At 63.1% G+C, this 24,363-nt stretch carries 21 protein-coding genes; 6 read left to right on the forward strand and 15 right to left on the reverse strand.

All coding sequences use genetic code 11. The annotated features are described in order from the left end of the window. The first annotated feature begins 21 nt into the window (after positions 1 to 21). The 3 genes from ACLGL5_RS17200 to ACLGL5_RS17210 are packed head-to-tail and all read left to right on the forward strand — an operon-like array spanning position 22 to position 2,630. Entirely contained in the window at positions 22 to 618 is a 597-nt protein-coding gene (locus tag ACLGL5_RS17200; RefSeq protein WP_069091630.1) for a dimethylamine monooxygenase subunit DmmA family protein, read from the forward strand. Further along, on the forward strand, positions 615 to 1,580 hold the full coding sequence (locus tag ACLGL5_RS17205) for a PDR/VanB family oxidoreductase (protein WP_010914761.1): 966 nt from the start codon (positions 615 to 617) through the stop codon (positions 1,578 to 1,580). The genes ACLGL5_RS17200 and ACLGL5_RS17205 overlap by 4 nt, the downstream gene beginning before the upstream one ends. 9 nt (positions 1,581 to 1,589) lie before the next feature. Beyond that, positions 1,590 to 2,630: a heme-dependent oxidative N-demethylase family protein gene (locus tag ACLGL5_RS17210; protein ID WP_019856866.1), complete on the forward strand. Its 1,041-nt coding sequence runs from the start codon at positions 1,590 to 1,592 to the stop codon at positions 2,628 to 2,630. On the opposite strand, the gene ACLGL5_RS17215 is transcribed toward ACLGL5_RS17210, so the two are convergent. Continuing rightward, positions 2,627 to 3,340, reverse strand: coding sequence for a helix-turn-helix domain-containing protein (locus ACLGL5_RS17215; RefSeq protein WP_064983208.1), 714 nt, complete (start codon positions 3,338 to 3,340; stop codon positions 2,627 to 2,629). The genes ACLGL5_RS17210 and ACLGL5_RS17215 overlap by 4 nt on opposite strands. Before the next feature lie 263 nt (positions 3,341 to 3,603). Between ACLGL5_RS17215 and ACLGL5_RS17220 the strand changes: the two genes are divergently transcribed. After that, a complete protein-coding gene (locus ACLGL5_RS17220) occupies positions 3,604 to 4,962 on the forward strand; it encodes a trimethylamine monooxygenase (protein ID WP_038645283.1) in 1,359 nt (452 codons plus the stop codon). A 134-nt stretch (positions 4,963 to 5,096) separates the two neighbouring features. On the opposite strand, the gene ACLGL5_RS17225 is transcribed toward ACLGL5_RS17220, so the two are convergent. The 5 genes from ACLGL5_RS17225 to ACLGL5_RS17245 all read right to left on the reverse strand — a co-directional run bounded on the left by ACLGL5_RS17225 (position 5,097) and on the right by ACLGL5_RS17245 (position 11,176). Then, positions 5,097 to 7,076 (reverse strand): ABC transporter permease, encoded by a 1,980-nt coding sequence (locus ACLGL5_RS17225; RefSeq protein WP_019856869.1) that lies wholly within the window; start codon positions 7,074 to 7,076, stop codon positions 5,097 to 5,099. Continuing rightward, entirely contained in the window at positions 7,073 to 8,146 is a 1,074-nt protein-coding gene (locus tag ACLGL5_RS17230; protein ID WP_069093350.1) for a quaternary amine ABC transporter ATP-binding protein, read from the reverse strand. The genes ACLGL5_RS17225 and ACLGL5_RS17230 overlap by 4 nt, the downstream gene beginning before the upstream one ends. 76 nt (positions 8,147 to 8,222) lie before the next feature. Beyond that, positions 8,223 to 9,197 (reverse strand): ABC transporter substrate-binding protein, encoded by a 975-nt coding sequence (locus ACLGL5_RS17235; protein WP_019856871.1) that lies wholly within the window; start codon positions 9,195 to 9,197, stop codon positions 8,223 to 8,225. A 421-nt stretch (positions 9,198 to 9,618) separates the two neighbouring features. After that, positions 9,619 to 10,383 carry an SDR family oxidoreductase gene (locus tag ACLGL5_RS17240; RefSeq protein WP_069091631.1) on the reverse strand — a complete coding sequence of 255 codons (765 nt, stop codon included), beginning with the start codon at positions 10,381 to 10,383 and terminating at the stop codon, positions 9,619 to 9,621. 88 nt (positions 10,384 to 10,471) lie between these two features. Then, entirely contained in the window at positions 10,472 to 11,176 is a 705-nt protein-coding gene (locus tag ACLGL5_RS17245; RefSeq protein ID WP_245307103.1) for a DUF427 domain-containing protein, read from the reverse strand. 113 nt (positions 11,177 to 11,289) lie between these two features. Between ACLGL5_RS17245 and ACLGL5_RS17250 the strand changes: the two genes are divergently transcribed. After that, positions 11,290 to 12,210, forward strand: a complete 921-nt coding sequence (locus tag ACLGL5_RS17250) for a LysR family transcriptional regulator (protein ID WP_069091633.1) — start codon at positions 11,290 to 11,292, stop codon at positions 12,208 to 12,210. A gap of 125 nt (positions 12,211 to 12,335) precedes the next feature. Here ACLGL5_RS17250 and ACLGL5_RS17255 read toward each other — a convergent pair whose 3' ends face one another. The 8 genes from ACLGL5_RS17255 to ACLGL5_RS17290 form a co-directional block, all read right to left on the reverse strand. Further along, positions 12,336 to 14,393, reverse strand: a complete 2,058-nt coding sequence (locus ACLGL5_RS17255) for a dipeptide ABC transporter ATP-binding protein (protein ID WP_069091634.1) — start codon at positions 14,391 to 14,393, stop codon at positions 12,336 to 12,338. Further along, positions 14,386 to 15,264, reverse strand: a complete 879-nt coding sequence (locus ACLGL5_RS17260; protein WP_038645296.1) for an ABC transporter permease — start codon at positions 15,262 to 15,264, stop codon at positions 14,386 to 14,388. The genes ACLGL5_RS17255 and ACLGL5_RS17260 overlap by 8 nt, the downstream gene beginning before the upstream one ends. Beyond that, positions 15,261 to 16,214, reverse strand: a complete 954-nt coding sequence (locus ACLGL5_RS17265) for an ABC transporter permease (RefSeq protein WP_083246670.1) — start codon at positions 16,212 to 16,214, stop codon at positions 15,261 to 15,263. Before ACLGL5_RS17265 ends, ACLGL5_RS17260 begins: the two co-directional genes overlap by 4 nt. A 71-nt stretch (positions 16,215 to 16,285) precedes the next feature. Then, entirely contained in the window at positions 16,286 to 17,950 is a 1,665-nt protein-coding gene (locus tag ACLGL5_RS17270; RefSeq protein ID WP_019856879.1) for an ABC transporter substrate-binding protein, read from the reverse strand. Between the two features lie 265 nt (positions 17,951 to 18,215). After that, a complete protein-coding gene (locus ACLGL5_RS17275; RefSeq protein WP_069091636.1) occupies positions 18,216 to 19,400 on the reverse strand; it encodes a mandelate racemase/muconate lactonizing enzyme family protein in 1,185 nt (394 codons plus the stop codon). A 1-nt stretch (position 19,401) separates the two neighbouring features. Further along, a complete protein-coding gene (locus ACLGL5_RS17280) occupies positions 19,402 to 20,505 on the reverse strand; it encodes a mandelate racemase/muconate lactonizing enzyme family protein (RefSeq protein WP_069093352.1) in 1,104 nt (367 codons plus the stop codon). A 37-nt stretch (positions 20,506 to 20,542) separates the two neighbouring features. Beyond that, the gene (locus ACLGL5_RS17285) at positions 20,543 to 21,235 is read right to left on the reverse strand and encodes a GntR family transcriptional regulator (protein ID WP_069091637.1); all 693 of its coding nucleotides are present in this window, start codon (positions 21,233 to 21,235) and stop codon (positions 20,543 to 20,545) included. A gap of 121 nt (positions 21,236 to 21,356) precedes the next feature. Next, positions 21,357 to 22,145 (reverse strand): HalD/BesD family halogenase, encoded by a 789-nt coding sequence (locus tag ACLGL5_RS17290; protein ID WP_069091638.1) that lies wholly within the window; start codon positions 22,143 to 22,145, stop codon positions 21,357 to 21,359. Positions 22,146 to 22,246: 101 nt separating this feature from the next. Here ACLGL5_RS17290 and ACLGL5_RS17295 point away from each other — a divergent pair, with 101 nt between their 5' ends. Then, on the forward strand, positions 22,247 to 23,161 hold the full coding sequence (locus ACLGL5_RS17295; protein ID WP_032920999.1) for a LysR substrate-binding domain-containing protein: 915 nt from the start codon (positions 22,247 to 22,249) through the stop codon (positions 23,159 to 23,161). Between the two features lie 38 nt (positions 23,162 to 23,199). On the opposite strand, the gene ACLGL5_RS17300 is transcribed toward ACLGL5_RS17295, so the two are convergent. Beyond that, positions 23,200 to 24,354: an efflux RND transporter periplasmic adaptor subunit gene (locus tag ACLGL5_RS17300; protein WP_019856885.1), complete on the reverse strand. Its 1,155-nt coding sequence runs from the start codon at positions 24,352 to 24,354 to the stop codon at positions 23,200 to 23,202. Positions 24,355 to 24,363 lie beyond the last annotated feature (9 nt).

The raw sequence follows: 24,363 nt of genomic DNA on the forward strand, positions 1-24,363 counted from the left end.
GTTCGAGGCACGAAGACTTAAATGGCAGCCAAAAGCATCATCAGCCGGCCGGTCTACGGAACGCTCTCTCCGCAGCCCGGCAAACATCATCTTTTCATCGCCGATGCCGAAGGTGCGCTCGCTATTTCAGATATGGCCGCAAAAGCGCCCGCCGGGTTTTTCGATGGCGCCGAAGTCGACTTTATCCCGGGTCCGGACAACAAACACGTCGCCACCCTCGAAGCGCTGAAGCCGGCGCAGTTTCATCTCGCGCCATCCTTTGCCAGCCTGCTGCCGAGGCTGAAGCAGACGCTGGGCAATGCGCATATGGGCCTGCGCCTCTACCTCGCCGGCACCGAGGGATTGATCGGCCAGGCCATGCAGGTGGCGCTCGAAGCCGGTATCGACCACACCTCGATGCAGACCGAGCATCGCGGCTCGCTGGCCAGGCGCATGCAGTGCGTGCACTGCAAGGGCATCACCGAGAACGTCACGACACAGCCAGCAGCCTGTTCGCATTGCGGCCTGCTGCTTCTGGTGCGCGATCACTATTCGCGGCGCCTCGCCGCTTTCCAGGGTGTCTGCATCAACGCCGAGGATCGCTCGGAGATCCCTCCAATCGAGGAGGCCTTCCCATGAGCACCGGCACCACCAAGCTCGATGTCGTCGTCAGCGATGTCGTCCCGGTCAACGAACTGGTCACCCGCTTCCATTTCCGTCGCCGCGACGGCGAGCTGTTGCCGACCTTTTCCGGCGGTGCGCATGTCGTGGTGGAGATGCGCGATGGCGATCGCACGAGGCTCAATCCCTATTCGCTGATGGGTTCGCCGCTCGACACGCGCGAATACACGATCTCGGTGCGCCGCGACGATGTCGGCCGCGGCGGCTCGCTGTTCATGCACCGGTCCGTCAAGCCGGGCCTGGAGATGGTGATAAGCTATCCCGTCAATTTGTTTTCGCTCGATCTCAGGGCGAAGAAGCACTTGATGCTGGCCGGCGGTATCGGCATCACGCCCTTCATGGCGCAGACAGCGCAACTGGCGGGCGAGGGCGGCAATTTCGAACTGCACTACACCTGCCGGACCGCCTCTCTGGGCACTTATGCCGACGTGCTGCGGGAGCGCTACGACAGGCGCATCCGGCTCTACCATGACGACCGTGACGAGCGCATCGATCTCGACCGGCTGCTGTCGACGCAGCCGCTCGGCACGCATCTCTATGTCTGCGGCCCCGCTGGCATGATCAACTGGGTGCGCGACCGCGCGGCCGCCTTGGGCTGGCCATCGGAGGCCGTGCATTTCGAGCATTTCGCGGCACCCCAGCCCGGCCTGCCTTTCGATGTGACGCTGGCTGTCAGCGGCAAGACGATCCGCGTTGATGAACAGCAGAGCCTGCTGGAAGCGATCGAGGCCGCCGGTGTCGATCCGCCCTATCTCTGCCGAGGCGGCGTCTGCGGCCAATGCGAAACCAATGTCATCTCTTACGATGGCAAGTTCATCCACAACGACCACTGGCTGAGCGAGGAAGACCACCGCTCGGGCTGCAAGATCATGCCATGCGTGTCGCGCTTCGAGGGCCGGTCGCTGGTGCTGGAAAGATAGGAGGCGAGCTTGGGCATCACCTTTCGCAAGGAAACCTTCCGCGACGATTTCACCTTCAGGAACAGCCCGGAGCACATCAGGCGGTTCCCGTTCCCGTTCCATGAAGACGCCTACATGTATGCGGTCAACATCGAGCCGCACGTCGTCGGGCCGAAGGGCAGCGTGCTGGAGAATCTGATCGATGTCGACGAGCACTACGTCGCCGAGATGCAGGACCGCGCTTTGGTGCTCGCCGAGGATCCGCTTCGCTGCCAGTCGCTGCCGCATATGACGCTGGCCGGCTGGGATCTGCTCGAACTGCTGATGGAACAGCAGGCGCTGGGCTATCCCGAGCATTTCACGCTGACGCGGGACGGCGACCGTTGGCGCTGGATCAACCGGCCGCTCGGCATCGACGACACCTTCACATTCGGCGACACCTCGACCCTGCCTTACGGGCCGATGGAATACATCACCCGCCAGAGCCAGGGCGATTTCTGCATCCTCGATCAGCGCGACGGCAATCTGTGGATGGATGCCGGCATGGTCACCACCCAGGCCGACTGGTCGCTGGATTTCGACATCGGCATGAATTTTTTCGAGTGGCATGCACCGGTGCCGCTGGCGCATGAGAAGGGGATTTTCACGCGGGCGCTGAAATTCCTCACCAACATCCAGCAGGGCAAGCCGGCGCGGCGCCTCAACTGGACGATGACCATCAATCCGCGCCTCGATACCAGCCCGGAAAATTACCACAAATGGGGTCCGGACCGGACGACCGTGACGCCCGAGAATGTCGGCGACAAGGTGCATCTGCGCGTCGAGCTGCAAAGCTTCTGGCGGCTGCCGCGCTCCAACGGCATCGTCTTCCCGATCCGCTGCTACCTGATCAAGATGGACGAGCTGGTGACGCAGCCGAAATGGGCACGCCGCCTGCACCGCGTCATCCGCGACCTGCCCGAGGAACTCGCCACCTACAAGGGTCTGACACGGTACCGGCCGACGCTGGTCGAGTGGCTGTCGAAGCTGGATGATGGCAGCGCGACCAGCCCGGGTTTTGGGCCCGATTAACCCGCGCTGTTCTGCGGATAGCAGATGATCGACAGATACCGCATCGGCAGTTTCGTCAGCTGCTCCGGGCCGTGCGGCGCGTCGGCGTCGAAGAACAGGCTGTCGCCCGGCTTCATCGGATAGAGGTTGCTGCCGTGCCGGTAAACGACTTCGCCCTCCAACATATAGAGGAACTCCATGCCCTCGTGCTGGAAGGTCGGGAACACATCCGAATCCTCGGTCAGCGTGATCAGGTAGGGTTCGACGACGACACCGCTGGTGTTCGACCCGATATGGCCGAGCAGATTGTACTGGTGGCCGGCGCGCGTGCCGCGGCGCTCGACATCCAGGCCTTCGCCGGCCTTGACGAAGACAGCGCTGCGCTCCTCCTCGAAGCGGCGGAAGAAGGCGGTGACGGGAACGCCGAGCGCCCGCGACAGCGCCTGCAGCGTGGTCAGCGACGGCGAGGTGATGCCGTTCTCGATCTTCGACAGCATGCCCAGCGAAATGTCGGTGGCGACGGCGAGATCGGCGACGGTGATACCGAGCTTCTTGCGGAACGCCCGCACCTCGCGGCCGATAGCCACCTCCAGAACTTTCTCGCGTGTGTCGCGGATGGCGTGTGGGTTCTGCGTCAGCGGTGCGCGGATGGTCTTGCCGTCCGCCGAGACCTTTGGCTGGGGCTTCGGCTTGGCACCGGCAAGCCCGGCCTTGGAACTGTCTTTCGCCATGTCGCTCCCGGATTTCGCGGATTAATTTCACTCAAGGTGAACATCAGAGCTGGCGATACAGCAGCGCGGCGGTGTCGGCAAGCCGTCTTAAGTGCCATCGGACGATCCCATGGATTCTGTCCGCGTAGGTTTTTCGCCAGGAATCCTTTGCGGGCAAACGCTGTTCCCGCAGATGTCAGTTGACAGCACCGAAGGGCCAATTAGTGTCACTGTCAGTGAAATTTGTTTCGCTGGGGAAATCAAAAAATGAGGAGGCCCTTGAAATGAAAACGCGTGTTGCCGTCATCGGCGCCGGACCGTCCGGCCTGGCACAGCTCAGGGCCTTCAAGTCGGCTGAGGACAAGGGCGCCGACATCCCTGAAATCGTTTGCTTCGAAAAGCAGTCGGACTGGGGCGGCCTGTGGAACTATACCTGGCGCACCGGCCTCGACGAGCATGGCGATCCCGTGCATGGCTCGATGTACCGCTACCTCTGGTCGAACGGGCCGAAGGAATGCCTGGAGTTCGCCGACTATACGTTCGAGGAGCATTTCGGCCGGCCGATCGGCTCCTATCCGCCGCGCGCCGTTTTGTGGGACTACATCAAGGGCCGCGTCGAAAAATCGGGCCTGCGCAAATGGGTGCGCTTCAACAGCCCGGTGCGCATGGTGACCTTCTCGGACGAGACCAAGAAATTCACCGTCACCGCGCATGACCGCGCCAACGACGTCACCTATTCCGAAGAGTTCGACAACGTCGTCGTCGCCTCAGGCCATTTCTCCGTCCCCAACGTTCCCTATTTCGAGGGCTTTGCCACCTTCAACGGCCGCATTCTGCACAGCCATGATTTCCGCGACGCGATGGAATTCAAGGGTAAGGACATATTGATCATCGGCCGCTCCTATTCGGCCGAGGACATCGGTTCCCAATGCTACAAATACGGCGCCAAATCCATCACCTCCAGCTATCGCTCCAAGCCGATGGGCTTCAAATGGCCGGAGAATTGGAAGGAGGTGCCGCTGCTGCAGAAGGTCGTCGGCAAGACAGCCCACTTCAAGGACGGTTCGACCAAGGACGTCGACGCCATCATCCTGTGCACCGGCTACCTCCATTCCTTCCCCTTCCTCACCGACGACCTCAAGCTCAAGACCGCCAACCGCATGTGGCCGCTCGATCTCTATGAAGGCGTGGTGTGGGAAAAGAATCCGAAGCTGTTCTATATCGGCATGCAGGACCAGTTCTACACCTTCAACATGTTCGACGCGCAGGCCTGGTTCGCCCGCGATGTGATCATGGGCCGCATCAAGCTGCCGTCAGTCGAGGCGATGGCCGAGCACAGCGCCAAATGGCGCGCCCGCGAGGAAACGCTGGAAGACGCCGAGCAGATGATCTGGTTCCAGGGCGATTATACCAAGGAATTGATGGACCAGACCGACTATCCCGGCTTCGATGTCGAGGCGGTCAACCAGACTTTCATGGAATGGGAACACCACAAGGCGGAAGACATTATGGGCTTCCGCGACCACGCCTACCGTTCGCTGATGACCGGCACCATGGCGCCGCTGCACCATACGCCCTGGCTGCAGGCGCTGGACGATTCCATGGAGAGCTATCTCGAGGTGAAGGGCGTCGCGGCGGAGTAGCCGCGGCGCATCTTCCAACCTAGAGCCGCTCACCGCTCACCGCTCACCGTTTAACGGAAACGGTGAGCGGCTCTAGCGCTTTGTTTTTGAAGAAATTCCGGACGGAAAACCGCTCACACTTTCCTGGAATTGCTCTAACCCAGCCTTGCCCGCGCCTTCGCCGTCCAGGCGTTGAACAGCCGGTCGGCGACGATGCCGATGAAGGCGATTGCCAGGCCCGCGACAATGCCGCGGCCGGAATCGGCTTTGGACAGCGCGATGAACACCTCCTGCCCGAGGTCGCGCGTGCCGACCATGGCGCAGATGATGATCATCGCCAGCGCCATCAGGATGGTCTGGTTGACGCCGAGCATGATCTCGGGAAGCGCCAGCGGCAATTGCACGCGAAAGAAGGTCTGGCGCGGCGTGCAGCCCGACACCTTGGCCGCCTCGATCAGAGCCGGCGGCACCTGTCTTATGCCGTGATTGGTGTAGCGGATCGCCGGCACCACGGCGAAGGCTATCGTTGCAATCATGGCGGTCACGTCGCCGACTCTGAACAGCATCACCACCGGGATGATGAAGCAGAAGGACGGCAGTACCTGCAGCGTGTCGATGATGGGCGTGACGATCTTCTCGAAGCGGTCGCTGCGCGCGGCCATCAGCCCGACCGGGATGCCGATCAGGCATGCGATGAAGGCCGAGATGCCGCAGAGATAGACGGTGGCCATGGTCTTTTCCCACAGTCCGGTGACGGCGCAGAAAGCGGTCAGCGCGGCGACCAGGGCCGCCAGGCGCAGGCCCGAGAGCTGATAGCCGGCAAGGCCGAGCAGGAACACCGCGCCCAGCCAGGGAAAGCCTTCGCAGAAGGCACGCACCGGGTTCAGCACGTTGAGGATCAGCGCCACGCGAAAGGCTTCGATCGCATCGAAGAAGTTGATCGTCACCCAGTTCACCGCTGCCTTCCACAGCGGCGCGGTGGTGAAGGTGATCGCCTTCGGCACCGCCGCGAAGGCCGGCACGAACAGGCCGAGCAGCGTGGTGACGGCAAGGATGGCGATGGCCAGCGACAGATTGGGATGGCGCCGCCAGAAGCTCGGGTTCGCCGCCTGATGAACATGGCCCTTCGCCTGCTTGTGGGCGATGGCCTGACTCAGCCGGTCGAGCGCGATCGCCAGAGCCACAATGGCGAGACCAGCCTCCATCGCCTCGCCAACCTTCAGCGCGCGCAGCGCCAGAAGCACGTCGTAGCCGAGGCCGCCGGCGCCGATCATCGAGGCGATGATGACCATGTTGAGCGCCAGCATGATGACCTGGTTGACGCCGACCATCAGCGTCGGCCGCGCCGAGGGCAACAGCACCCGCCAGAGTTTCTGCCGCGCCGTGCAGCCGGCCATGTCGCTGAATTCGCCGATCTCCAGCGGCACGCGGGTGAGGCCGAGCATCGTCGCCCGCACCATCGGCGGCGTGGCGAAGATGGCGGTGGCGATCATCGCCGATACCGGGCTGTTGCCGAACAGGAGCAGCATCGGGATGAGATATGCGAAGGTCGGGATCGTCTGCATCAGGTCGAGGGCAGGGGAGACGATGAGCCTTTCCGCCCAAGGCTTGCGCCAGGCCCAGATGCCGGCGAACAGGCCAGTGACGATGCAGAACGGCACGGCGATGGAGATCAGCGCCAGCGTCAGCATGGCGCTGGTCCATTGGCCGAACAGCGCGATGTAGAGGAAACAGCCGCCGACCAGCAGGCTGAGTTTCCGACCGCCTACGGCATGTCCGGCGATGAAGGCGACGGCGCAGACGCCAACCCAGGAGAGGCGCGGCAGGACATAGGCGTCCGCGCCATGGCCGATCTTGAAATTCTTGGCCAAGAGATTGAGCGCGAAATCGAGCGGCACGCCGAGCACCGCGGTGATCGAGCGCGTCAGCCAGGACAGGTTCGACTTGATCCAGCCCATCAGCGCGCTGACCCAGTCGGCGACCGGTACGACGGCGCTGGCCGGATAGTTGACAGCCCAGGGGACACTGTCCTGCAGCAGGAACACCAACAGCACAGCGGCAAGGGCCGCCGCCCAGACGAGCAGCCACCGCTGAAGTGGCGGCCTGGCCTCGCTGGCGCTTGCCGCCACCGTCATGCGCCGGCTCTCGCGTGCTCGATGCCGGCCAGCAGATCGATGACCGCTTGCGGCGTCACTTCGCCGATCGGCTTGCCGGTGCCGTTGATCACCGCGAACGGCTTGCCGGCCGAGACGATGTTGGCCGAGAAACTGGCGATCTTGGCATCAGGCGAAACCGTGCCGCCATGCTCCGAACCATCGCAAGTCCGCATCAGGCTGCGCGCCGAAATCACCTTGGCGCGGTCGACGTCGCGGGTAAACTCTGCGACATAGTCGGTCGCCGGATTGACCACCAGTTCCTCCGGCGTGCCGATCTGGATGACCTCGCCGTCCTTCATGATGGCGATACGGTCGGCCAGCCGGATCGCCTCGTCGAAATCATGGGTGATGAAGACGATGGTCTTGTGCAGCATGGTCTGCAGCCGCATCAGCTCGTCCTGCATCTCGCGCCGGATCAGTGGATCCAGCGCGGAGAACGGCTCGTCGAGGAACCAGATCTCCGGTTTGGTCGCCAGGCTGCGGGCGATGCCGACGCGCTGCTGCTGGCCACCGGACAATTCGCGTGGGTAGAAATGCTCGCGGCCGCGCAAGCCGACCAGCTCGATGACCTCGCGGGCGCGCGCCTCGCGCGTTGCCCGGTCCTGCCCCTGGATGCTGAGCGGAAAGGCGATGTTGTCGAGCACATTGAGATGCGGCAGCAGCGCGAAATTCTGGAACACCATGCCCATGCGGTGGCGGCGCAATTCGATAAGCGCCGCATCGGAAATCTTGAGCAGGTCCTTGCCCTCGAATTCGATCTTGCCATGGCTCGGCTCGACCAGCCGCGACATGCAGCGCACCAGCGTCGATTTGCCGGAGCCCGACAGGCCCATGATAATGAAGATCTCGCCCTGGCGAATTTCGAGATCGACGGCGCGCACGGCGCCGACCAGTCCGGCAGCACTGACATCGGCCATGCTGGCCTTGCCGTCGCGCTCGCGGATGAAACTGGCCGCGTTCGTCCCGAACAGCTTCCAGACATTGCGGCAGGCAAGTTTTACCGGGCGATCGTTGGTGCCTGGTTGGGTCGATCCCTGTTCAGTCGTCATCCAATCGTCCTTCTGGAACATCAAAACTTGGGACCCGGCCGATCAACGGCCGGGTCTCGCTTTCCAGTCGGAACGATCACTGCGCCCAGGCTTTCCAGTCTGCCTCGTGGGCGGCGATCCAGGCGGCGGCGACATCTTCCGGCTTCTTGCCGTCAAGGTCGATCTCTCCGCTCATCTTGTTGAGCTCGTCGGTATCGATCGTGAAGGCCTTGGCCACCTTGTAGGCGACCGGCCATTTGTCCTTCATGCCGTTCCAGGCATATTTCCAGATCTCGCCATGCGGCTTGCCGCAATCATATTTGGCGTCGGGGTTCACGCCCCATTTCGGATCGTTGTAGCATTCAGGCGTGTATTCGGGGAACTGCACCCATTCGCCCTTGTACTTGGCCGGCGCCCAGTGCGGCGAATAGATCCACAGCATGATCGGCGCCTTGCGCTGATAGGCGGAATCGAGTTCGGCGAACATCGCCGCATCGGTACCGGCATGGATGACGGTGAAGGGCAGTTTCAGTGCCGCGACGCGCTCGTCGTCAAAGCCTTCCCAGGTCACTGGGCCGCCGAGATAGCGCCCCTTTGGTGCGGTCTCCGCCGTCGAGAACGAAGCCGCGCATGTGGCGTCGAGCAAGGCATGCCAGTCTGGCAAGGTTGGGCATTTCTCCTTCATGTATTCAGGAAACCACCACTCTTCCTTGGCCTTCGGGCCGAGCTTGCCCAGCCGCTCGGTCTGGCCGGTCGCATCGGAGGCCTTCATCGCCTCGCCGGCTGTCGTGTCCCAGAACTCCAGGCCGACATCGAGGTCGCCATTGGTGAGGCCGGTGGTCAGGCTGGAGAGGTAGTCGGCGGTCGGGTATTCAACGGTATAGCCGAGCTTTTCCAGGATGCCGCCGAGGATCTTGGCGTTGAGATTGACGCTGGTCCAGTCGAACAGCGCGATCTTGATCGGGTCGTTGGATTCCGGTGCGGCGGCCTGGGCGGAAGGTGTCAGCAGACTCAGCGTTGCGAGCGCAACGGCGCCCATCGATAGTTTTGAAACTCGACTGCGAAATGACATGCTTGTTCTCCTTCAAGCTGTGACGGTTATCGGTCGTTCCCTTCTTGCGGCTTTTCTTGATTGTGTTGGAAAGGCGGTTCGCTGCGCAAGTCCGTCGGCGCCAAAATTGTCGCCCTGGCCTTGGCCAGCGCAGGCAAGATGGTGCTCAATTCTCGTGATGATGGAATATGCCGTCCGCGTCATGGCTGCCGACAGACCGCTGGTGGAGCGATCATCTGAGGATCAATTGCCAGTCTTGCGGCGCCCGGCAAGGTGCAAGCCATCAAGGTCCCATGATCTCGGCTGTCGGCATGGCAAGCCCCATCTCGCCAAGCCCTTTCATAGGATGAAATTATATATACCAACGTTCATCTCGCGCAACGACTAACGCTTCGCAGATGCACAAATTCAGACTGCAGGCGAAGTTCGGCGAGATGTGGCCCTACCAGCAGACGTAGCCGCCATCGACGATCAGGTCGAGGCCGGTGACGAAGCTCGACGCGCGGCTGGCCAGGAACACCGTCGGCCCGACCATTTCCTCCGGCGCGGCCATGCGCCCCATCGGCGTGTCGCGCTTGAAGATCTTGATCTCCTCCGCCACCTCCGGCCGCTTGTTCATCGGTGTCAGCGTATAGCCTGGGCTGACGACATTGACGCGCAATCCGCGATCAGCCCACTCCATGGCAAGGCTCTTGGACATGTGGATGACGGCGGCTTTCGAGGAGTTGTAGTGCGCCTGCGTCAATCCGCGATTGACTATAGTGCCGGACATCGAGGCGACGTTGATGATCGAGCCTTTGCGGCGCGCCAGCATCTTGCGGGCTTCGGCCTGGCAGGACAGGAACACGCCGGCGACGTTGACCTCGTGCACCTTCTGCCATGTCTCGAGCGACAAGGTCTCGGCCGGTTCCGAACCGGCGATGCCGGCATTGTTGACGGCAACGGTCAATGCACCGAGTTCGGCCTCGACGCGATCGATTGCCGCCGCCAGATCGCTCGCCGAAGCGACCGTGCCGGTCAGCACCAAAGCCCTGCGGCCAAGTGCCGTGACTTGGTGCGCGGTCTCCTCAAGCCCACCTTTCGACGCATGACCGAAACACGCGACGTCGGCTCCTGCCTCGGCCAATCCAATTGCGATTGCCTGGCCAATGCCGCTGCCGGCACCGGTGACCAGCGCGACATCGCCATCCAGCTTGAAAAGATCCATCGATAGCCCTCCCGTTTCAGGGAAGGTATGCGCTGGGCCATGTTTCGATCAAGCGCTCAATGCGTAAGCCGGCAAGGGGCGGCGATGCCTAGAAATAACCGTCCGATGCCGCCGTCGCCTCTTTCGGGATCTCGACGCCGTCGACCAGGATCTTGTCGACCAGTTCGTGGTGGAAGCAGACCAGTCCCTTGATGCGCTCGGCCTCATGCACCGGCTCGGGATAGTACCAGACGAGATTCTCGTGCCGCTTCTTGGGCGTCGTCACGTGATAGTAGTTGGAGATGCCCTTGTAGGGGCAGCGCGAAATGTAGCGGCTGGGCGCGAACATATCGAGCCGCGTGTCCGAGATCGGCAGATAGTGGCGCACCGGATGGCCGGTTTCGAACAGAAATATGCCACGGCGTGAATCGGCGACCTGTTCGCCGTCGAGAATGACCTGCACCCGCCGCGAGGAGGGCAGGCAGTCGACCCGGCGGAACGGGTCGCGGGCGTGGACGAAGATCTCTTCGTCTTCCTCGTACCAGTGCGTCATCTTGGGCCAATAGAAGGACATGTAGTCCGATAGGTCAGGTGATCCCTTGACCGGATCCAGATAACGCCAGGCGGCATCCTCGACCAGCGTGATGCCGGTGTTCAGCGAATAATGCGTGGCGACGCCCTTGAACGGGCTTTCTGTCGTCGTCCTGCTCGGCAGCAGGAACTCCTCGCGCACGTCGCCCATCGGAAAGTAGTAAACCGGCAGATGATCGGATTCGTAGAGCACCAGCGCCGGCGACCAGCTTTCCGCCAGCACCGGCTTCAGGGTGAGATCCGGCTGCGTGATGCACAGGAATTCGGCGGTCTGGAAAACCAGCTGGTAGCTGCCGCTGTCATAATAGGTGAAATCTTCGATGCAAGGTCTAAGCCATGGATACAGAGAACCTGCGCAGTTTCCTGGAGGTCGCCGAACATGGCAGCTTCACCGTGGCGGCCAGCCGGCTCAATCTCGCGCAGTCGACCGTCAGCGCGCGGATCAGGGGGCTGGAGGAGCAGTTGGGGCGCCGGCTTTTCGTGCGCGACCGCGACGGCGTCAAGCTGACGCCCGCCGGCCGGCAATTCCTGCCGCACGCCTCGTCCATCACCCGCACCTGGGAGCAATCGAGGCAGGATATCGCCGTTCCCGATGGCTATGACAGCCTGCTGCGGCTGACCGCTCCCGCCTACCTGTGGGACCGGATCACTTCGCCATGGGTCGAGTGGATGCGCGCCAGGCGGCCGAACGTGGCGCTGCGCCTCGAGGGCAGTTTCCCGGATCTGGCGATCGACCAGCTGGCGGAAGGCCTGCTCGACATCTGCATCCTCTATCTGCCGCGCCCGCATCCCGGCATCGTCTATGAGACGCTGGCCGTCGATCAGGTCGTGCTCGTCCAGCATGCGGCGCAGACCAAGCCATGGACCGAAAACTACATACTGATGGATTGGGGGCTCGAATTCCGCATCGAGCATGACCGCGCCTTTGCCGGCATGGTGAAGCCAGGCATCTCGGCTGGCCTGGTCTTCATCGGCCTGCAGCATGTGCTGTCGCGGCAAGCGGCCGCCTATCTGCCGCTCAGCGCCGTCAGCACTCACATCGAGCGCGGCGAGATGCGGCGTATGGACAACACGCCGGTGTTCCAGCGGCCGATCTATCTCGCTTATCCATCGAATCCCGTCTCGTCGGATGTTCTGGATGTCGCCCTGACGGGCTTGCGCTCGCTGGCCAGGGACTGGACCAGCGAACAGGGTTTTTCGGAAGGCGACCGTTCCTTAGAGCAGTTCACATTTCGCGGAAACGATGAACTGCTCTAACTCCTTGTTTTGACGCAATTCCCAAGGGAAAGCGCTACGCGCTTTTCCCGGGAAAACCGTTTCACACTTTTCCTGGAATTGCTCTAGGCATGGCCGGCCTGAGGTAGCCGGCCGGCAATATCCTGCTATGCCGGTTCAATCACGGCGGCCTTCTGCAGCCTGGCAAGTTCCGGGTAGGGGATATGGCAGCGGATGGAATGGCCGGGCTGCGCTTCGGCCAGCGGCGGCTCCTGCTGCTCGCAGATCGGGCCGATCTTGCGCGGGCAGCGTGTGTTGAAGACGCAGCCCGGGGGCGGGTTGGTGGCGCTGGGGATTTCGCCGTCGAGCCGGATGCGCGCCGTCTCGGTCTGGTCGAGCTTCGGCACAGCCGACAGCAATGCCTCGGTATAGGGATGATGCGGACCGGAGAAGACTTCCTCCGAAGGTCCGATCTCCATGATGCGGCCGAGATAGAGCACGGCGATCTTGTCGGAGAGGTAACGCACCACCCCAAGGTCGTGCGAGATGAAGATGTAGCTGACATCTTCCTTCGATTGCAGGTCGGCGAGCAGGTTGAGGATCGCCGCCTGGACCGAGACGTCGAGCGCCGAGGTCGGCTCGTCGCAGACGACGATGCGCGGATCGCCGGCAAAGGCGCGCGCAATGGCGACGCGCTGCTTCAGGCCGCCTGACAGCTGGCGCGGCTTGACGGCGAGATGCCGGTCGGTCAGGCGCACCGAGCGGACGAGATCGTCGAGGCGTGCCTCCTGCGCCTTGCCGGAGAGGCCGGCCAGCCGCTTCAAGGCGCGGCCGAGAATGTGGCGGATCGAATGCGAGCGGTTGAGCGCGGAGTCCGGGTTCTGGAAGACGATCTGCATCGCCTTGACCTGGTCGTCGCCGCGGTTCTCCAGCCTCGGCGCCAGCGCCTTGCCCTCGAGTTCGATGGTGCCGCCATCATCGGGCGGCACCAGACCGAGCAGCAGCCTGGCGAAAGTGGTCTTGCCGCTGCCGGATTCGCCGACCAGCCCCAGCGTCTCGCCGGGCCGCAGATCAAGCGAGACATCCTTGACGGCGCGCAAGGGATGGCCGTGGCTGGCATAGGTCTTGTTCAGCCCGGCGACGCGCAGCACAGGCGCGGTTGTCGGCTTGGGCGCTGTCGCAACATCGCTCGGTGTGGCGCGCGGCAGAGCCTGCGCCTTGTCGTGATGGAAGCAGCGCGACAGGCGCTTGCCGCGCTCGTCGCTCAAATCATAGAGCGGCGGCAATTCGGTACGGCAGCGATTGTCGGCGAGCGCACAGCGGTCGGCAAAGGCACAGCCCTTGATGTCGGCGCCTATGCCGGGCAGGAAGCCCGGGATGGTGTCGAGCCGGCCCTGGTCCTTGCGCTGGCCGCCGCGTGGCAGGCAGCGCAGCAGCGCGACCGTATAGGGATGGCGCGGATCGTTGAACACGACCTCCGTCGGGCCTTCCTCGACAAGCATGCCGGCATAGAGCACGCCGACCCGGTCGCACATGTTGGAGACGACGGCGAGGTTGTGGCTGATGAACAGGATCGAGGCCGACAGCTCTTGCCGCAGCTGCGCGATGAGGTCGAGCACCTCGGCCTCCACCGTCGCGTCGAGGCCGGTGGTCGGTTCGTCGAGGATCAGCATCGAGGGATCGTTGGCCAGCGCCATGGCGATCGCCACGCGCTGCTGCATGCCGCCGGAGAGCTGGTGCGGATAGCGCTGCATGACGCTTGGCGGATCGGAGATGCGCACGCGGTTGAGCATGGCGATGGCGCGATCGGTCGCCGCCTGTCCCGTGATACCGCCAAGCTCGAAGATCTCGGTCAGTTGCCGGCCGATGCGGATCGACGGGTTCAGCGCCTTGCCGGGATCTTGATAGACCATTGAGACGCTTTCGGCGCGCGCCCGCCGCAAGGCCTCGGCATCGAGCTTCATGACGTCCTGGCCGTCGAGCGAGATCGCGCCGCCCGATATCGAGCCATTTCGTGGCAAATAGCGCACGACGGTGAGCGCCACGGTGGATTTGCCGCAGCCGGATTCGCCGACCAGCCCATAGGCCTCGCCTTGCCTGATGTTGAGGCTGAGATTGCGCAGCACGGCGCGGTTGCGCCCGGCGACCCGGTAGGCGACCGACAGGTCGTGCAGTTCGAGGGCGTTTTCAGCCTTTGCCGGTTTAGTCGGGGCGGAACTAGTCATTGAGCGCTCCATGCACGCCGTCGGCCACAAGGTTGACACCGATCACCAGCGAGGCGATGGCGAGCGCGTCGAACAGCACTGTCCACCAGAAGCCGCCGCCGATCATGCCGTAGTTGCTGGAGATCGACAGCCCCCAGTCGGGTGAGGGCGGCTGGATGCCGAAGCCCATGAAGGAGAGCGTGGCGACCGCGAAGATGGCGTAGCCCAGCCGCACGGTGGTCTCGACCAGGATCGGCGGGATGACGTTGGGCAGGATCTCGACGAACATCGTGTGGAAGGCGCTCTCGTGCCTGAGCTGCGCGGCGGCGACATAATCGAGTTCGCGCTCGGCCAGCACCGCCGAGCGCACGGTGCGGGCGATGATCGGCGCGAAGCTCAGGCCGATGACGACGATGACGGTGGCCTTGGAGGTGCCGAGCGCGACGATCGCGAGCAGCGCGACAATGACCACGGGGATGGCCATGAAGGCTTCCAGGATGCGGCTGACGACATCGTCGACGATACCGCGGAAATAGCCGGTGAGCAGGCCGAGTGCCGTGCCGGCGACCGTCGCCAGCAAGGTTGCCAGCGGGGCGACGGTGAGGATGTCGCGCGAGCCGACGATGACGCGCGAGAAGACGTCGCGGCCGATCTGGTCGGTACCGAACCAGTGTTCGGACGAGGGCGGCGCCAACGCATTGATGATGTCGTCGGCAAGCGGGTCGTAGGGTGCGAAGTGCTCGCCGAACAGTGCGCAGGCGACCCAGAACAGCACGATGAAGAGACCGACAAGGAAGGTGCGCGAGCGCATGAGCGAGAAAAAGACTTCCGCCATGGGGCTGCGCCGGCGCGTATCGTCTTGCGGAGGGGAGGTTGTCTGGACGGCGCTCATTGGTCTGACCCCAGCCGGATACGCGGATTGAGTACGGAATAGAGGAAGTCGGCGATCAATGTCGCCACGGCATAGACGATGCCGATGGTGAGGATACCGGATTCGAGCATCGGGAAATCCTTGCCGCGCGCGGCGGTGAAGATCAGCGAACCGATGCCCTGGTAGCGGAACAGCGTCTCGATCACCACCAGGCCGCCGATGAGATAGCCCGTCTGGGTGGCGATGACGGTGATGGTCGGCAGCAGCGCATTGCGCAGCACATGGCGCCAGATCACCGTGCGCCAGGGCAGGCCCTTGAGCACCGCCGTTCGCGTATAGTCGGAATCGAGCGCTTCGATCATGCCGGAGCGCGCCATGCGCGCGATATAGCCGAACAGCACCAGGAACAGCGGCAGAGACGGCAGGATCAGATAGTAGAGCTGGGTGAAGAAGCCGGCGTTCTTCGGCCATGCCGCCGATATCGGCAGCCAGCGCAGCCAGACGCCGAAGATCAGGATCAGGATGATGCCGGTGACGAATTCCGGCAACACCGTCACCGACAGGCCGCCCAGGCTGATGATACGGTCGAGCGGGCGGTTAAGGTTGAGCGCGGCCACGACGCCGCCGAGGATGCCGATCGGCACCACCAGCACGAAGGCGACCGCGGCCAGCTTCATCGAATTGCCCAAGGCATCGATGACGAACGGCGCCACCGGCGAGCGGAAGATGTAGGACGTGCCCATGTCGCCGCAGATGAAATTCCAGATCCAGGTCGCATATTGGGTGAGCAGCGGCCGATCGACGCCCAGCGTGTGATTGAGCGCGTCGACAGCGCGCTGGTCGGCAAACGGCCCCAGGATCGCGCGCCCGACATTGCCGGGCAGCACCTGGCCGCCCAGGAACACCATGATGCTGAGCAGGAACAATGTAACCAGCGACAGCGACACACGCCGTGCAAAGAAGGAGAGAATGGCTAAGACTCCTTGTGGAGCCAGCCCCCACGCGGGAGCTGGCTGTTAGAGGATTGGCTTTCCCTTTCGTTTTAGGCCTTCGATGCCTTCTCGAGGAACAGCTGCGACATGGCGGTCGGCTGCACGCCGGCCACGCCCTTCGCCGTCGCCGTCAGATAGTCGTAGAAATAGCCGAAGATGACGGGCGTTTCCTCGAGCAGCAGGTTCTGGATCTTGCCCGCCGTCGCCTTTTGCGCCTCGAGATCGAGCGCGGCGATATAGCTGGTCGCCAGCGTGTCATAGTCCTTGTTCTTGAAGTGCGCGGCGTTCCAGGTGCCGTCGCTCTTCAGCGGTGCTGCAAGGTACACGTTCGGCACGCCGCGGTGGCCGTAGTCGGTGATGCCCATCACCGAATCCAGCCAGTTCGATTTGCCGAATACGGCGTCGCCGTAATACGCGCCCTGGTCGAGGATGTTGAGCTCGAGCTCGATGCCGATCTCCTTGACCCAGTTCTGGATGAGCTGGGCGTATTCCGGTATTTCCAGGTAGCGCTCGGTGGTCAGGGTCACCTTGAAACCCTTGCCGGCGCCGGCCGCTTCCATCAGCTGCTTGGCCTGCGCGATGTCCTGCTTGCGCTGCGGCACGCTGGTATCGGTCGAAGGATAGGCAGGCGCGAACGGGCTGTCATTGCCGGCCGAAGCGCGGCCCTTCATCAGGCCGGCGACCAGCTTGTCGCGATCGAGGCTGAGCGCGATGGCGCGGCGCACGCGCGGGTCCTTGAACGGATCGGAATCGCAGCGCAGATGCAGTTGCTGGTGCGCGACCGACTTCAGGCTGATGATGTCGACGCTCGGATCATTGAGCAGGGCGACGCCCGCGAGCACCGGCATCTGGTTGATGATGTCGATCTGTCCGCCCTGCAGCGCCAGGATCTGCGGCTGCATGTCGGCGAAGAAGGTGAACTCGGTGCGCTCCGGCAGAGCCTTTTCGCCCCAATAGTCCTCGTTGCGGACGAAGGAGGCGCCGACCTTGGCCGTGTATTTTTCGATCTTGAACGGCCCGGTGCCGTCGAAGCTTTTCTCGTAGTCGCCCTTGTAGCTCGCCGGGATGATGACGGCGTTGTAGTTGTCGGACGACACCATGTAGGGGAAGTTGCCGTTCGGGGCGTCGAGATGGAATTCCACCGTGTAGTCGTCGACCTTCTTGGTGGCGCCCTTCTGCAGAATGCCGGTGAACACCGACAACGCGTTGGACGAGTTTGCCGGGTCGGCGAGGCGGTCGATGCTGGCTACGACGTCGTCGGCCTTCATCTCGCCGCCTGAGTGGAATTTGACGCCCTTGCGCAGCTTGAAGGTCCACACCGTGCCGTTGTCGTTAGGCTTCCAGCTTTCGGCCAGTGCCGGCTTGAGCACCAGGTCGGGGCCGTCGACGCAGAGGAATTCGGCAACCTGCTGCATGATCAGCAGGCCGCCGGCATCGGCGATGGTGACCGGGTCGATGGTTGCCGCCGGCACGCTGCTGCCGACACGGATGGTCGCGCCGGGCGCGCCCTGGGCGCGGGCGAGCGACGGCATGCCACTAAGGCCGGCAGCGGTGGTGATGCCGCCCAGAAGCGGCAGCGACAGGCCGAGCAGACTGCCGTGGCGAATGAAGTCGCGGCGGCTGACGCGGCCGTCGACGAGACCGTCGATGAGATGGTTTTCGAGCGGCGAGCGATTGCGCCGGATCAGGTCGAGAATGCGGTAGTTCTTGCTCATGGGTTTAACCCTTTCCCCTTGTTTCTTATGGCTGAAGAATGCACTTCCAGTTGACGAAATTCCGTGGAGTTCTCCTTGTCCCGGTCATCAACGAAGTCGGTCGACCGGGACTGTAGCATGCTGTCTTTTCTGGTCCATCCGATCCTGGCGGCGCAGGGTTCAGATTTTCTTGAGGCCATGCTTTCACCCGTCAGGCCCTGCCGTGGCGATCCAAATTGCCGCGGCCGACCCTTGTGTTGGCTAGTCTCCTTTCCTTCTCGGTCTCCTAGTTCAGCGGCAGGCGGCGATATGTTCCGGGCTTCGCCGGGTCATGATATTTGTTGCACGGGCCGTTCTCGACGAAATCGCGATGGCATGCCGTGAGGTTTTTCCGCGATAAGGTGACGCCGAGACCGGGGCCTTCCGGGACGCGCACGACATTGTTCCTCGGCGAAAACGGCCCTTCCTCGGTAATGTCCATGGGCTGCATGCGAAACAGCGACTGGTTCGGCTCCCGGATCCAGCCAAGCGCCGCGCACAGATGCAGATAGGCCGCGCTGCCGATGCCACTGTCGCCGCTGTAGCACCAGAAATCGACGCCGGCGTGCTCGCAGGCGCCGACGAAACGCGTGAGGCGGCCGATGCCGCCATGCGCCGTCGGATTGCCGACGAAGGCATCCGGAACCTTGAGGTCCATGGCGCGCGCAATGTCGATGTTGTGGGTCGAGAACGGGATCGAGCAATGCTGCCGCAACTGGCGCATCTCCTCGATCGTCGCCACCGGATCCTCCCAGTTGCGCACGCCGAGCTCTTCCAGCGGCCGCGCCAGCCGCCGCGCCGTCGCCAGCGAATAGGCCTGGTTGGAATCGATGCGGATCATCGCCTCGTCGCCGAGTTTTTCACGGATCAGCTCGACCATTCTGAGCGAGACTTTCGGGTCTTCGGTCGAGAATTTGCCTTCGAAGAAGGTCGTGCCATGCGTCTCGTGCAGCTCGACGCAATAGTCGGCGACTTCTTCCGGCGTCGTCTCGCCCTTCACCTTGGGTCCATCGCCGCGCAGCGAAAAATAGTCGGTGAACGGGATATCCTTGCGCACGGCGCCGCCGAGCAGCTGATAAAGCGGCTGCTTCCACGCCTTGCCGCGCAGGTCCCACAGCGCCATCTCGATTGCGCCGAAGGCCATGATGCGGGTGCGGTCGTTGATCGACTGCACGCCGGTCCAGTAGGGCAGGCAGACATGCTCGGCGCCGGCGATGTCGAAGGCATCGCGGCCCGCCAGGCGCGCGGCCAGAACATCGTTGATGATCGCGGCCGCCGCTGGCGTCGGCGCCTCGCCGAGGCCGATCAGCCCTTCCTCGGTCTCGACCTCGACAATGGTCTGCGAAAACCCGTCGAGCTCGCCGAACACCCAGCCATAGGGCGCTTCGAGACGAAGATTGATCGGCGTTGCCGTGATACCGCGGATTTTCATCTCAGCCGATCTCGAAGAATGGCTTGCCGAGCAGGCTCGGGTCCACGTCGATGCCGAGGCCGGGTCCGTCTGGAACGCCCATATGGCTGCCGGTGACCGGCGGGGCGTTGAAGGCCGTGCGCACCGTCACCCATTGATGGAAGGCAATGGCATGCAGCCGGCGCTCCTCCGGCGTCGACAGCGACAGATGCGCCATCGCTGCCGTGTCGATCTCGGCGCCGCCTGTGTCTTCGACAGTGATCATGAAGCCGAGGTCGACGGCAACGTCGCGAATCTGCCGGGTCTTGGTCACACCGCCCAACCGCGAGATCTTCAGCGTCAACCCGTCGGCCGCGCCCAGGCGGTGAATCTCCAGCATCGCTTCCAGCGAGGTGACGGATTCGTCGAGCACCATCGGCTTGTCGAGCATGCGGCGCACCGACATGTTCTCCTCGATCGTCGTGCAGGGCTGCTCGAACGTGTAGTCGATGCCGCGCGTGGCATCGGCGAACTGCCGTGCCTGATAGGGTGTCCAGCCGGCATTGGCGTCGCAGAAAATCACCGTACCTTTCGGCACGGCCGAGGCGACCGTCGTCACCCGCTCGATGTCGTCGTGCACATTGCCGCCGACCTTGACCTGCAAACGCCGACAGCCCTCCGCGCTGATCCTTTTTGCCAGTGCCGCCATCTGATCGAGCGTGCCGTGGGTGACGACCCGGTAGGTCTCCGCCATGTCGCTCTCGCGGCCGCCTAGCATGGTCACCAGCGGCACATCGGCGGCGCGCGCGGCGAGATCCCAGCAGGCCATGTCGAGCGCCGACTTGATGTAGGGATGGCCCTTGAACACCGTGTCCATAAGCCGGCCGATGCTGGCGAGGCCGCGCGGATCGTGGCCGATGAGATGCGGCGCGATTTCCGGCACGCCCGCGCGTGTTCCTGCAGGAAACGCGGCCGAGTAGAAATTGCCGAGCGGCGCCATTTCACCCCAGCCGGTCAGGCCGCTATCGGCGGTGATGGCGACGATCACCGTGTCAAAGGCGTCGGCCTGGCGCCCCTTGGACATGCGGTAGGGGCCGTCCACGAAGGGCTGCACGACATGGTAGGCTTTGATGGATTTGATCTGCACTTCTGTCTGTCCGCTGGCTGCGATGTCTGGGAATTGGTCAGGCGCCCATTGACGGACGCTGTTCGAGGCTGCGCGCATAGGAAAGCAACTGCTCGAAGTCGAGATTGATATGTTCGCGTGCATGACGCTGGGCAGCGCGCATATCGGCGCCCTTCATCAGTTGCACGTAGATCTCATGGACGTCTTCGGCCGGCACCGGCTCGTTGCGCGCATGCTGGTGCAGCGCGAAATACATCTGAAGCCGGCTGGTCAGTCGTTGCCAGGTTTCCAGAAGCACTGAATTGTCGGCCCATTCATAGATCAGTCCGTGCAGTTGCAGCGCGGTTTCGATCTGCCTTGTGGTGTCGAGGTTGCGTGTCGCCTGCTTCACCGCTTCGTGGCGCCGGTCAAGTTCATCGAAGAAACGCTGGTCGCGCTGGGGCCATGTTCGTTCGATGGCGAACTCATCCAGCACCTGGTTGAGCGAATAGGCATCGTCGATGTCCTTGGCGGTGACGTCGATGACGAAGGTGCCAGCATAGGGAATGCTGGTCAGGATGCCTTCCTGCACCAACTCGCGCATCGCCTCGCGCAATGGCGCGCGGCTGACCCGCATCTGTTCCGAAATCCTCAGTTCGTTGAGCTTCTGGCCAGGTTGCAGTTGCCCGGTCAGGATGGCGCGCCGCAGCAGCGCGACGATTTCGGCGCGACGCGTCGTATCGGCAATCGGGCTGAAATCCGTCGTCACCATCCGGCCCACTCCAGCGAGTACACTGGGCAAGACAATCAGATTGTCGACAATCTAACAAGATGGCATTTTCGGATTTTTCATCGTCGTCCGGCATTTCCGATACGGACGCGGTTTGGACGGCTCAGGCCGCGCGGCCGTAGAAGCCGACCCGCTCCTCGGCGCTGAACATCACGCCTGGTTTTTCGTAGTAGGAGAACACCGCGATCATGCGTTCGCGCTCGCCTTCGACCGTGGTGACGCGGTGCGCGGTGTTCTTGCCGCGGAACACATTGAGCGTACCCGGCTTCATGCGCAGGATCTTGGCGTCGGGATCACGGCCTTCGAGCAGCCTGGCGACGCCCTCATAGTTCGGGTCGTCATCCGATCTGAGATCGGTGCGGTATTCGAGGTCGCCGCCACGTTGCGATTGCTGCAAAAGCAGCGTCGTGGTGAATTCCGAGCGGTCGAAATGCCAATTCAACGCCTCGCCGACGCGATAGGCCATGACATTGGTGCGGGCCAGTGGGTCTTGCATGACATGCAGTTTTGCCTTGCCCATCGTCGCCGCCAGGAAATGCACGAGCGGCTCGTATTCGTAGATGGCAAGCACGGTGCTGTCCGGAATCTGGTCGGCGCACACAGTGTGACTGATGGTTTCGACCTTGCGCAAAGCGGGGTGGTCGGGTGCGAGTTCGGGAATGCTGGGCTTGAAGTAGATGTTGTGCATGCGCTTGTGGACATGGGACTGCGTGTCCATCACCGGCTTGATTTCCCGCACCGCCTGTTCGGCGACGCCGGGCCGCAGAAAACCTTCGAGATTGAACATGCCGTCGGTCCGGAGGGCTTCGATCGACTGTTCGACGAGGCGCTTCCATTCGGCGCTGCCTTCGCGGTCGAGCGGATAACGGTCGAGATCGAGAATGTCTTTCATGTCGCGTGCTCCATCGGTTGGGCACAGAAGATCACAAAAAATTCTTTCTCTCAACGGCGAAAATTATTAGGAATGAGCAAGAAAAACTTATGGAGCTTGGCATGGAAAAACTGCCGCCACTGAACGCGATCAAGGCCTTCGAGGTCGCGGCCCGCGCCGGCAGCTTCACTTTGGCCGCGAGTGAGCTTGGCGTATCCTCGGCGGCGGTCAGCCAGCAGATCCGCAATCTCGAAACATGGTTCGGCAAGCAGCTGTTCGTACGCACTGGCAACCGCATCACCCTGACAGACGCCGGTCACGCCATCTACCCGCAGACCGCGCGGGCATTGGGTGACATTGCCGCCATCGCCCAGCGCATGCTGGAAGGCGGCTTGAGGACACGGCTTGTCGTGAGCGTGCCGTTCTCGCTGGCAGAGCTGTGGCTGGCGCCGAGGCTGGCCGCTCTTCTCGAGGCCTTCCCGCATATGGCGATCGATGTGCGGGCCGAAGACGATCCGATCGATCTGGTACGCCAGAATGTCGACCTGCGCATCTCCTATGGCGATTATCACTATCCCGGCCTGAGGATGGTGCGCCTCGTCCATGACGATGTGCTACCGGTCTGCGCGCCGGAATTCTGGCACCGGCACGGCAATGGCGATCCGGGGCTCACGGACCTGCATGAGAGCCTGTTCATCCACACCAATTGGGGGCCGAACTATGCCTCGCACCCAAGCTGGGCGGACTGGTTCGCGGCATGTGGAGGCGGCCGCTCGCCCGACCCGTCGCATGGCCGGCGCGTCGGCCTGTCCAGCCTGGCGATCGCCTCGGCGAGGTTGGGTCTGGGCATTGCGCTCGGCCAGCGTGTGATGGCGCAGGCCGATCTGGAGGCTGGGCGCCTGATCGCGCTGTCATCGGTCTCGGTGCGCCTCGGTAACCCCTATTGCGCCTTCATGCCGCCGGCCAAGGCCGACCGTGCCGATGTGGCCGCTCTTGTCGGCCTGCTTGTGAATACGGCGCCCACGACCCGTGGGTAGGTCGAGGGCGCCGCGCGGAAACCGGGCCTGCGGGGGTGTCAGGTAGCCGGTTTCTGTGGCAGTGGCGAGATCGGCATTCCGGGTCCGATCTTCTGCAGATTGCCTGTGATCACCTGGTCGCCTTCCGAGACGCCGCTCAAGATAGCTACAAGGTCGCCGCTGGTCGGCCCGAGCGAGACCAGCCGCTGGTCGACCGTGTTGCCCTTGCCGACGACGTAGAGATATTTGCCGAGCTGGCTCGAACCCAGCGCCGTCTGCGGCACCATCAGCGCGTCCGGCTGTTGCCTGATATGCAGCCGCACGCGGACGTACTGGCCAGGCATGAGCGTGAACTTCGCATTGCCGATGGTGGCACGCGCGGTGATGGTGCCGGTCGAGTGATCGACCGTGTTGTCGATGAAGGTGAGTTCGCCCGTCTGGCTGGTCTCGGTCTGACCCGGCAGCAGGACTTCGACATCGACCGGGCCGGCCGCGCGGGCCTGCTCGATCTCGGCCAGATCCGTCTCGCTCGGATTGAAGGTGACATAGATCGGGTCGAGTTGCACCAGCGTGTTGAGCACCGTGCCGGCGACGCTGACCAGCGTTCCGACCGAAGCCTGGTTGCGGCCAAGGCGCCCGGGGAACGGAGCATGGATCTCGGCGTAGCTCAGATTGAGCTCCGCCGTGCGCACGGCCGCCTGGTTGAGCGCCAGCGACGCCTGCGCTTCGCGCAAGGTGCTGGTGCGCTGGTCGAAGCTGTCCTTGTCCAGGTAACCGCTCTTGGCAAGCTCGGTGCCGCGGCCGAGATTGGACCGCGCATAGTCGAGCGTCGCCGTATCGCGCTGGACCTGGGCTTTCGCCTGGTCGAGCGCGGCCTGGAAGTCGTCGGGCGAGATCCTGTAGAGAACGTCGCCTTGCCGCACATCCGCGCCGTCCTGCGCCGTCTGTTCCTGCAAATAGCCGGGCACGCGCGCCTGCAGCGTGATGCTGCGGATAGGCTCGATGCGGGCGGCATAGTCCAGATAGATCGGGATCGTCTTCTTGACCACGCTCGCCACCGGCACCGGCATGACGAATGCCGCCGGAGCGGGCGTTGCCGCACCGGCCGTGCCGGTGCTCAGCCTGAGATTTCCCATATCGAGCAGGTGGACGCTGGCCACGGAGATCGCGCCCAGCGCGACAGCCGCTCCCAAAGCAATTTTCCATTTACGCATAATATTTCT

Source organism: Mesorhizobium sp. U510, assembly GCF_059180695.1.